Origin of the sequence: Microcystis sp. M049S2 (assembly GCF_020245625.1) — a bacterium.
Classification (GTDB): Bacteria; Cyanobacteriota; Cyanobacteriia; order Cyanobacteriales; family Microcystaceae; genus Microcystis; species Microcystis ichthyoblabe_A.
Window position 1 is genome coordinate 1 of sequence record NZ_JADBUN010000144.1, and the last position, 9,548, is coordinate 9,548.

Here is a 9,548-nt window from a genome sequence, read left to right on the forward strand (position 1 = left end):
CTGCATTATTCATGAAGACTTTGGAAAATCCTCGAAAGCCTTGGCAAGAAGTTCATCTAGCGATCTGGCTGAAAAACAGTCTGTTTTTTGAGATGTCCTCACAATCAGGTTTTTGCCAGTTGGTGAATAATGCAGGCTAAGCTGCATTGCATTTAAACTGCAGCCATGAAAGGGAGGCTGATTTCTTGGGAAGCAGCAATAATCAACGTGCCAGCGACCGACCTGTGCTGATTGCGATCGCTAACATCGTCAGGGATTTAATTTTAGATAGTTTAGGGATCGATCGCTATTGTGGCCAAAGTTAGACAGTTTTTCTCTGCTACTGGATTAAATTGCCAAGGAATGATCGACCATTGCTTGCCGACGTAAACAATTCCAGTAGGATGCATAGAGATCCGTCTGTTGACCGCGCAGAGAAGCGATCGCCGGTGCGGCAGGAAAAGGCCAGAGACGATCAAAAACCACTTCTCGATGAGCCAGACGAAACTGTAGCAAATAAACGGAAGCAGGAGCCTGTAAATTATCCAGTAATTGCGCTGCCAGCCGATATAAAGACTTAAGACTCTCTCTTTCTAGACTAATCGGCTGACTGTAGGCATTAGGGATCATACCCTCCCCGATTACTTCACCGTATTCTAAACCCTTAGATGTCACCGTGATCGGCAACCAAAGATCCCCAAAAGAAGAATCTCCCTGACTGGTTTTATAGTGCAGGGTATGGGCAACCCAAGCGCGTCTTTCCTCGATATCTCGACAAGCTTGATAAACTTTTTTACCCGGAAAATTCACCCAATTGGGCAATTGAATTGTTAAGGGACACCAGATTAAATTATTTTGGCTGGTTTTACCCGACTCCATTTTTGACCACAAAGAAGCCGTCCCCGTTACCTCCACCGCCAAGGATTTAGGAACCGCATTTTTTAAGGCAATCACCATCTTTTCGGTAACGGGCGATAGCCGAGACATCTGACCACTGGCTTGAGCTTCGGCATTAACGAGAATGATAACTTTGTCCATTTCTTCTTGTGGGTTGGGTGAACTTGAACGATCAGCGGTGAGGTTGGTTAAGAATGCGAACTGACTGGGGTTCAATGCTTCTGTAGTCGCCATGGCAAAAGCTATTTCTCTGGATTTTAGCGAATTATACAAGAGCGCAACTATTTTTTACGGATTTTTTCAACAACAACCATCTTCAAGGCGGGATTTTTCTGCTCCCCCTCATAGAATACCTTAAGTAATCAGTGATCACTGATCACCGAATAACTGGTAACTGAATAACTGGTAACTAATCACTGAAATTACTCGTCTTCGGCAAAAATAAAGCGAGTTAGTTCACTAGGATCGGGTTCGGGGCTAGATTCGGCAAATTTAACCGCTGCCTCGATTTCAGCTTGAATTTTCTCCTCGATTTCTTTTAATTCTTCTCTCGTGGCCAGATCTCGCTCGTAGAGGTAGGCGGCAAAGCGAGTGATCGGATCTCTTTCGCCCCAGAATTGTTTCTCGTCAGCACTGCGTAACTCGTCGGGATCTGCCAGAGAGTGACCCCGGAAACGATAGGTTAAGGCCTCAATCAAAGTCGGTCCCTCACCGGCGCGGGCGCGGGCTACAGCCTCTCTGGCGGCGGCATGAACGGCGACCACATCCATACCGTCCACTTCCACACCGACCATACTAAAAACACTGGCTTTTTTATAGATTTCCGGTTGAGAAGTGGCTCGATCGTGGGCCATCCCGATCGCCCACTTATTATTTTCCACCACATAGATAATCGGCAACTTCCAGAGGGCGGCCATATTCAGACACTCAAAAAACTGGCCATTATTGCTCGCCCCATCCCCAAAAAAACAAACCGTTACCTGATCGGCACTGGCATCACCCATGGCTTCGCGACGGTATTTACTCTGAAAAGCCGCTCCGGTAGCGACGGGAATCCCCTCGGCCACAAAAGCGTAACCCCCTAAAAGCTTATGTTCGGCGGAAAACATATGCATGGAGCCGCCCCGTCCTTTACTACAACCAGTAGCTTTGCCGAATAACTCCGCCATTACCTCCTTAGCGGGAACTCCGGCACTGAGGGCGTGGACGTGATCGCGATAGGTGCTAGAAACGTAATCTTCTCCCTGACGCAAGGCTTTAACAATACCGCTAGATATCGCTTCCTGACCGTTGTAGAGATGGACAAAACCGAACATTTTGCCCCGATAATACATTTCGGCGCATTTATCTTCAAACATCCGCCCCAAAACCATATCCTCGTATAGGCGAAGACCTTCAGCTTTGGTAATAATGATGGAAGCAGGATTAAAGGTTGGTAAAGTACGTTCGGAAATCATAGGGTCTGTAGTATCATTTAGACAACAAAAAGGCAGGGGGAGAGGAAGCGGTAGATTTTTCGAGAATTCTGGCAGTGAATTTTTTGGTCTTAAACCAAGAGGTTCTTGGTATTTTCTCTCTCAAATCTAATCTTAGTCAGTCAGAGATTGGCTAGGATAAGATGGTATCTTGTTATTTTACTCGCTCCGCTCTCACTTACATCATTTAATTCACTAAGGACTCTCCAGAGTTGAGGTACAGCTAACCGTGCGAATTCCTCTCGACTACTACAGGATATTGGGAATCCCTTTTCAGGTGAGTGCCGAGCAAATTGATTTGGCCCACGCCGATCGGGGACGGCAATTGCCACGTCAAGAATACAGTCAAACAGCGATCATCGCCCGTCAGCACTTGTTAGATGAAGCTTACCAAGTGTTAAGTGAGCCAGATCGCCGTCGTGATTACGATGCCCAATTTTTCGACCCCAATCCCCTGCTTCTCAACCCAGAAAGCAGCGCCGAAAACCTCGATTCTCAGGGTGGGGAGGTGGCCGCTGCTTCCTCAGAATATGCCACTCCCCAGATTACCATTGCCCCCGCCGATCTGGTGGGAGCTTTGCTCATCCTGCAAGAGTTGGGAGAATACGAGTTAGTGATTCGTTTGGCCGAAACTTATCTGGATTTGGAGCCAACTACTCGCCCAGACATGATCTTAACCTTGGCTTTGGCCTACGGGGAATTAAGTCGGGAATATTGGCAGGATAAAAATTATGAACAGGCGGCCAGCACCGCAACCAAAGCCCTGACTTGGTTGGAACAAGAACAAATGTTCCCGCAAGTGGCCAGCGAGATTCGCCATGATTGCGATCGCCTGCGTCCCTACCGGATACTGGAATTGTTATCCCAAGAAAAAAAACCTAGTCTTGCCCGTCAGCGCGGCTTAAATCTCTTGGAAGAGATGTTAGAAGCTCGCGGGGGCATTGATGGCCAAGGCGATGATCGCTCTGGGTTGGGGGTGGATAATTTTTTACGCTTTATTCAACAGTTACGGGTTTATTTAACTCAGGCCGAACAGGAGAAAATCTGGGTAAAAGAGGCACAACGCCCCTCGGCGGTGGGTAATTATCTGCTGGTCTATGCCTTGATTGCCCGCGGTTTCGCCCAAAAACAACCCGCCGCTATTGTCGCAGCCAGCGATCGCCTGCAGCAATTACAAAAACATCAGGATGTCTCCATCGAGCGATCGATCTGCGCCCTGCTGCTCGGTCAAACCGAACAAGCAAGCACAATTTTAGAAACAAGTCAAGAGCAAGAAATATTAAATTATATTAAGGAACAATCTGGGCAATCTCCCGATCTCTTACCTGGGTTATGTCGTTACGGTGAGCGTTGGTTACAAACAGAAGTTTTCTGTCATTTTAGGGATTTAGTCGATCAGAAAGCCTCACTCAAAGAGTATTTTGCCGAGGAAGAGGTACAAAATTATTTAGAAGAATTGTCAGGTTTTCCTGACGAAAAAGTTCCCGTGTCGGTTCAGGAAAAGGTTGGCGAACCTTTAGAATCGGAAGTAACTGTTCTCAAAACCCACACCCCCCCCACCCATTTAAACCCAGTGCCAGGAGCGACACCGATGAGGGAATCTGCTTATTCTTCCCACTCTCGTACCCAAAAACCGTCTTTAGCTAGAGTTAACGGTGAGCGGACAAGCGCTGCTGTACCTGCTCTGAGAGCCACCCCTCAGCAGGAAACTTTCACCCCCTATACTCAGGGCAATGTGGTGGTGAAGGCAGCTGATCGTCAACCGGCACTTAATCCTCCCCGTCGTCGTCCTAGTCGCTCCCGTCCTCCAGCAGCGGGTAACTCCCAGCAAGCGGCCCCAGAAACGGTAAAAACCTCCGCAGTCACACCGAAACGGAGACGACCGGCCCGCAGAAAACTACGACTCGATCGAGTGGCAATATTGGGGGTAGGATTAGTGGGAACGCTTGCGGTTTTGTCCTTGGGGGTAAAGGCAATTGTCGATAGTCAATCTCCTTTGGCAGCCTTGCAAGGAGAACAGTTACCGATTTCTTTAAATACTCCCATACTAGAAATTCCTTCGGCTAACGCCGAGGTGATGGAAAGGACTCCCTTAGACAAGGAAACGGCCAAGGAGACGATTCAAGCTTGGTTAGGGGCAAAATCGGCCGCTTTTGGCAGTGAACACCAAAAAGAGCCATTGAAAGAGGTTTTAACGGGTTCAGCTTTGGAAATTTGGCAAAAACGGGCGGCGGCTTTACAGGGAAATAACTATTGGCGCTACGATCATCAGGTGGATGTGCGATCGGTCACTAATAATGCCAAAAATCCTAATTTAGCGACAGTAGAAGCGATAGTGAACGAAAAGGCCATGTATTTCCATAATGGCAAGGAAATTGTCGAGCGTTCCTATAATGAGTCCTTGAAGGTGCGCTATGATTTGGTACGGCAAGGAGATAAATGGTTGATCGAAAAAACCCAAGTCTTACCCTGATTTTTCCCGATTAAATCCCCAAAAAACTAGGTTTTAAGCTGCCCGCACCTTCAATTAAGACTGCATGGCAGCTTTTTCAGTGGCAAGTGGCAAGTGGCAAGTGGGGGAGCAGGGGAGCAGGGAGAAAAAAACTGATAACTGATAACTGAAGACCGACTGCCCCAAAAGACCAACTTTGTATCTCACCATTAAGATAACTTCTATATCTTTAGACTGATAAATACTCGATTTGCTTAATATTTTTTAACATAAAATACGCCCTTTGATTGCTGTAATTGGTTCCATAGAAGTCAAGCTAATGAGTTATAATCGTAGGTAGGAACCCATAGTTCTTAGAGGAAAAGAGCTGGGCAATCTCAATGTTTTGCCCACCCACAAGACCATGATTTTGATGTTTTAAAAATCTCGTATAAGTCTTTAAGAACTTTCAAAATCAGCATTCACACAGGAGGGATATTATGACAGGTAAGAGTAAACGCGGTTTTGCCTCTATGGATCAAGCTAAACAAAAGGAAATCGCTAGTAAAGGTGGTAAAGCTGCTCATCAAAAAGGCACAGCCCACGAATTTACCTCCGAAGAAGCTCGCGAAGCGGGACGAAAGGGTGGTGAAGCGGTTAGCCGAGATCGCGCCCACATGGCAGCTATTGGACGGGAAGGAGGCAAGAATTCCCACAAAGGCAGTCGCAAAAACTTAAACTCCGGCGAAAATTCCCCAGTCAACGAGTCTATAGGCGAAAATTCCTCAGATTTCAGCAACTCGGAGGCAAATAGTTGACTTTTCTTGACTTTTTCTCAGACTGAAAGGGTGTTAGGGTTTTGGGGTGTTAGGGTGTTAGGGTGTTGGGGTTTTAGGGTTTTAGGGTTTTAGTTGAATTACCCCATTTCCCTATTTCCCTATTTCCCTATTCCCATTTCCCTATTCCCAATAAATACTTTAAGGTTCGATACTGACAATCCAAGTACCGACGTAGAGACGGACGGGAATATTGCCAGAGGCAGTCACATCACAGGTAAAGTAATAAGTGCCTAATTCGGGATTTCTGACATTAGACATGACGATTTCAACTTTGCTGGTGGGATCGATCGCTTGTTCGGGGACAATTTGAATAACGCGACTATCCTTATCCCAAACCACTTCCTTTAAAGGTAAAGATTTGCCGTTGATGCGTACCTCGATTTTATTGGTGTCAAACTGGCCGTTAAAATAATCAGGATAGGAAATAAAAAAAGCTGAAGCCCCTTGGGAGAGTTTTTTCGGCGGAATGTAGAATTTATAACGATCCATTTGCTTGGGACGACCGCCAAATTGCAAAAAATAATCTAATATATCCTTGCGATCGACTCCACTAAAAATTGTTAAGCCGGGGTTGCCATTGGCTAAAGTTATTTTTGGTAAAATAATTCCCGCACCCACCCCTAAGGATAGAGCAATCAAAGCGGGTGTCCTAGCATATTTAATTATTTTTGTCAAGAGTTTTAACATAAATTTTAACCCAAGGTGAGGGGGACGGTGATAGCCGCAAGGGGCCGAATACAGTTCAACTCTAACAAAACTCGATCGTTTCTTACCTAGACCTTTGCCAGTCCGATAAGTGTCTTGGTTAACGCTTCATCGCTCGTGCCATATCCCGTTGATCCTGACGACGTTTCAAATCTTCGCGTTTATCGTGTAATTTCTTGCCTCTACCGAGGCCAATGCTGATTTTTACCCAACTACCTTTAAAATACATCTTCAAAGGCACAAGAGTTAAGCCTTTCTGTTCCACTTGACCGATGAGTTTGCTGATTTCCTTTTTGTGCATCAACAATTTTCTCGTCCGGCGCGGATCGTGATTAAAATATTCGCTACTCTGTTCGTAGGCGGAAATATGAACATTAATTAACACCGCTTCACCATTGCGGACTAAAACGTAACCATCCCGCAGGTTTACCTTACCAGCGCGCACAGATTTAACCTCGGTCCCCAGCAACTGCACCCCCGCTTCAAAAGTCTCTAAAATCTCGTAGAGATGGCGTGCTTGCCGGTTATCACTGATAATTTTGATTTTGTCGTCTTGATTGGCCATATAGTCAAGTGAAAAGTGAAAAAGCTTTTGGGTGTTGGGGTTTTAGGGTTTTGGGGGTCAGGGTTTTAGGGTGTTAGGGTTTTAGGGTGTTGGGGTGGTCACTGCCTGTGCGACCTTCGGCGACGCTCAGTCGAGCCGTTGCGGGGGGTGTTGGGGTTTTAGTTGAAATTCCCCATTCCCCCATTCCCCCATTTCCCCATTCCCCCATTTCCCCATCTTACTCGCTCTTTTGCTCTCTCTGGACTGACTGCTTGCCGCTCTTTGGTGATCACCGGCCTTGTCAGGGGGAACGAGAAGGGAGAAAATGAGAGCAGTGTTAAATTTTTATGAAGTTTGGTTCTGTGGACAAAATTCGTACTGTTTCCGATAGTAAGCGTGATTTTTATACTCGCCACACCCGCCCCATCAATTCGGTGTATCGGCGCGTGGTTGAGGAATTATTAGTTGAGATGCACCTGCTCTCCGTTAATGTAGATTTCCATTATGATCCAATTTATGCCCTTGGTGTGGTTACTTCTTTCGAGAAGTTCATGGAAGGCTATCGTCCGGGGGAGGATAAACCGAATATTTTTAATGCTTTGTGCCAAGCGGTTAACGGTAATCCCGAAGTCTATCGTCGTGATGCCGAAAATCTGATCGCTATTGCCAAAGAAACTAATATTGATTCCTTGCTTTCCCAACTGCAAAACCCTGCCCTAGGTGGTAACAATCAGTTGTCTGATAGTTTAGTTTCGGTGATCAACGCGCCTAAGTTTAAGTATAGTCGCCTGTTTGCCATCGGTCTTTATACTATTTTAGCCGAAGCACAACCGGACATGATCAAGGAAAAAGAAAAACGCGAACCAATTTTGCAAAAGTTCTCAGAAATTCTCCATCTCTCCGGCGAGAAACTGCAAAAAGACCTCGATGTTTATCGCGGTAATCTTGATAAAATGGATCAGCTGCTCAAGGTTATCGAAGATGCTCTAGAAGCAGAAAAGAAAAAACGTCAACAAAAAGAACAGGAAAAACAAACCACCCCGCAATAAAGGCTCTCAACCGGAAATTACCGCGTGCAGACAAGGGAATAGGGAACAGAAAAAGGATTAAATTGGCTCTCTTTCTTTACTGTTCCTTCTGACCTCGTTCTACAATTAGGATCGGCAACCCTCAATATTTATTTCCCGTGACTAACTCCTCCATCACCGCACCCGTAACCGATATTTTGGCAAAAGCGCGGTCAGGGGCAAATTTATCGGCAAAAGAAGCGATTATCTTGCTAGAAACTACCGATAACCGTTTAATTGCCCGGATTCGGGAAACGGCCGACTTTTTGCGTCGTCAACAGGCGGGAGATACCGTCACCTACGTTATCAACCGCAACATTAATTTTAGTAACATTTGTGAGCAGCATTGCAGTTTTTGTGCATTCAGACGCGATGAAAACGAAGAGGGGGCCTTCTGGCTTAATTTAGAGGAAATTATCGCTAAAGCGGCCGATGCTGTCCGTCGTGGGGCCACAGAAATTTGTATGCAGGGAGGATTAAACCCAAAAGCCAAGATTAAGGGCAATTCCTTAGACTATTACCTAGAAATTGTTAAAAACCTGAAACAAGCCTTTCCCAACCTTCATTTACACGCTTTTTCGCCCCAAGAAGTCCAATTTATCGCTAGAGAAGACGGTTTAAGTTACGAAAAAGTTATCGCTTCCCTGCAAGAAGCAGGAGTGAATTCTCTGCCGGGGACGGCTGCCGAGGTGTTAGTCGATGAGGTAAGACGGGTAATTTGTCCGGAAAAAATCGATGCCGCCACTTGGTTAGAAATAGTCGGTATTGCTCATCGCTTGGGGTTATATACCACCAGTACCATGCTCTGCGGTCATATTGAAACCCCTAGCCAACAGGTGCAGCACCTTGAAAAAATTAGAAAACAGCAAGAAATCGCCCTAGAAAATAATTATCCAGCTAAAATCACCGAATTTATTTTATTGCCTTTTGTGGGACAATCGGCCCCCAAACCCCTGAGAAATCGAGTCGGACGGGATCAACCAATTTTAGCCGATACATTAAAATTAACAGCAGTGGCGCGGATTTATTTGGGCAATAGCATTAAAAATCATCAACCCAGTTGGGTAAAATTGGGCTTACAGGGGGCAACAGAAGCCTTAAACTGGGGTTGCAACGATCTTGGTGGTACTCTTATGGAAGAACATATTACCACTATGGCCGGGGCCGTGGGCGGTACTTGTTTGACCGTCGAGGAATTAGCAACGGCGATTAAATCCCTCGATCGCCCCGCCCGTCAACGGGATACAATCTATTAACTAGGGTTGGCTGAATAAATGTGAAATATAGGCAAGGTAAGGGTTTTGTGGCTTTTCTTGCGAAACGGGTGCAAGGTTTTGAGAGAATCGTGCTTCAAAACCTTGCCTCTTTATCGGCGATCGCGTCCTGTAGGGGCGAAGCATTCGGGCAATAACCTATCGCTGAAACCGTAGATTTCCTATCCGAATGCTTCGCCCCTACTTTTTCAGCAGACCCTAACCTGCATTATTCATGAAGACTTTGGAAAATCCTCGAAAGCCTTGGCAAGAAGTTCATCTAGCGATCTGGCTGAAAAACAGTCTGTTTTTTGAGATGTCCTCACAATCAGGTTTTTGCCAGTTGGTGAATAATGCA

8 protein-coding genes are annotated in these 9,548 nt (G+C 46.0%); 4 read left to right on the top strand and 4 right to left on the bottom strand.

From position 1 onward, the window contains the following. Nucleotides 1-327 precede the first annotated feature (327 nt). Both IM496_RS12350 and pdhA read right to left on the bottom strand, forming a co-directional pair. Entirely contained in the window at nucleotides 328-1,110 is a 783-nt protein-coding gene (locus tag IM496_RS12350; protein WP_287662065.1) for a hypothetical protein, read from the bottom strand. 188 nt (nucleotides 1,111-1,298) lie between these two features. Further along, nucleotides 1,299-2,333, bottom strand: coding sequence for a pyruvate dehydrogenase (acetyl-transferring) E1 component subunit alpha (gene pdhA / locus IM496_RS12355; RefSeq protein WP_002749403.1), 1,035 nt, complete (start codon nucleotides 2,331-2,333; stop codon nucleotides 1,299-1,301). 247 nt (nucleotides 2,334-2,580) lie between these two features. Here pdhA and IM496_RS12360 point away from each other — a divergent pair, with 247 nt between their 5' ends. Both IM496_RS12360 and IM496_RS12365 read left to right on the top strand, forming a co-directional pair. Continuing rightward, nucleotides 2,581-4,824, top strand: coding sequence for an IMS domain-containing protein (locus IM496_RS12360; protein WP_287662066.1), 2,244 nt, complete (start codon nucleotides 2,581-2,583; stop codon nucleotides 4,822-4,824). A 458-nt stretch (nucleotides 4,825-5,282) separates the two neighbouring features. Next, nucleotides 5,283-5,600, top strand: coding sequence for a KGG domain-containing protein (locus IM496_RS12365; RefSeq protein ID WP_104396717.1), 318 nt, complete (start codon nucleotides 5,283-5,285; stop codon nucleotides 5,598-5,600). A 159-nt stretch (nucleotides 5,601-5,759) separates the two neighbouring features. On the opposite strand, the gene IM496_RS12370 is transcribed toward IM496_RS12365, so the two are convergent. Both IM496_RS12370 and smpB read right to left on the bottom strand, forming a co-directional pair. After that, complete coding sequence (locus IM496_RS12370; RefSeq protein WP_271949548.1) at nucleotides 5,760-6,308, bottom strand: DUF2808 domain-containing protein; 549 nt, start codon at nucleotides 6,306-6,308, stop codon at nucleotides 5,760-5,762. Nucleotides 6,309-6,426: 118 nt separating this feature from the next. Then, nucleotides 6,427-6,891, bottom strand: coding sequence for an SsrA-binding protein SmpB (gene smpB / locus IM496_RS12375; protein ID WP_045358804.1), 465 nt, complete (start codon nucleotides 6,889-6,891; stop codon nucleotides 6,427-6,429). 341 nt (nucleotides 6,892-7,232) lie between these two features. On the opposite strand from smpB, the gene psb29 reads away from it, so the two are divergent. Both psb29 and cofH read left to right on the top strand, forming a co-directional pair. Further along, nucleotides 7,233-7,919, top strand: a complete 687-nt coding sequence (gene psb29, locus IM496_RS12380) for a photosystem II biogenesis protein Psp29 (RefSeq protein WP_194018406.1) — start codon at nucleotides 7,233-7,235, stop codon at nucleotides 7,917-7,919. A 137-nt stretch (nucleotides 7,920-8,056) separates the two neighbouring features. After that, nucleotides 8,057-9,193, top strand: coding sequence for a 7,8-didemethyl-8-hydroxy-5-deazariboflavin synthase subunit CofH (gene cofH / locus IM496_RS12385; RefSeq protein ID WP_194018405.1), 1,137 nt, complete (start codon nucleotides 8,057-8,059; stop codon nucleotides 9,191-9,193). Nucleotides 9,194-9,548 lie beyond the last annotated feature (355 nt).

Coding starts and splice junctions, on each gene's coding strand:
- IM496_RS12350 (WP_287662065.1), bottom strand. CDS start 1,110: ATGGCGACTACAGAAGCATTGAACCCCAGTCAGTTCGCATTCTTAACC.
- pdhA (WP_002749403.1), bottom strand. CDS start 2,333: ATGATTTCCGAACGTACTTTACCAACCTTTAATCCTGCTTCCATCATT.
- IM496_RS12365 (WP_104396717.1), top strand. CDS start 5,283: ATGACAGGTAAGAGTAAACGCGGTTTTGCCTCTATGGATCAAGCTAAA.
- IM496_RS12370 (WP_271949548.1), bottom strand. CDS start 6,308: ATGTTAAAACTCTTGACAAAAATAATTAAATATGCTAGGACACCCGCT.
- smpB (WP_045358804.1), bottom strand. CDS start 6,891: ATGGCCAATCAAGACGACAAAATCAAAATTATCAGTGATAACCGGCAA.